1 pseudogene is annotated in these 482 nt (G+C 75.7%); it reads left to right on the top strand.

The features are described 5' to 3' along the window. Positions 1–482, top strand: a pseudogene (locus FNQ90_RS26435) (KR domain-containing protein); the annotation flags it as partial.

Genomic DNA, 482 nt, shown 5'->3' with positions numbered 1-482 from the left:
CCCCTGGCCCTCGCCCCCGAGCACCTCGCCACCGAGCGGCACCTGCGCGCCTCCGGCCTCCCCTTCACCCTCCTGCGCAACGGCTGGTACACCGAGAACTACGAACAGGCCATCCGCCGGGCCGTGACCGAGGGCGTCATCGCCTCGGCCACCGACGGCGGCCGGGTCGCCTCCGCGCCCCGCGCCGACTACGCCGCGGCGGCCGCGACGATCCTGACCACCGAGCGACCGGCCGAGATGTACGAGTTGTCCGGTGACACCGCCTGGAGCATGGCCGACCTCGCCACCGTGGTGGGCGAGGTGGCGGGCGTGCCGGTGGTGCACCGGTCCCTGTCGCCGGCGGAGTACGAGGCGGCCCTCACCGGGTCGGGCGTCCCGGTGGAGACCGCCCGCATGCTGGTCGGCATGGACGTGGACATCGCCGCCGGGTGGCTCGCCGACACCCCCGGCGACCTCTCCCGCCTCCTGGGCCGCCCCACCAC

This window comes from Streptomyces alkaliphilus (assembly GCF_014141535.1).
GTDB lineage: Bacteria > Actinomycetota > Actinomycetes > Streptomycetales > Streptomycetaceae > Streptomyces > Streptomyces alkaliphilus.
Note: the sequence above shows the minus strand (reverse complement) of the source record. Positions and strands in the feature narration are given on the sequence as shown.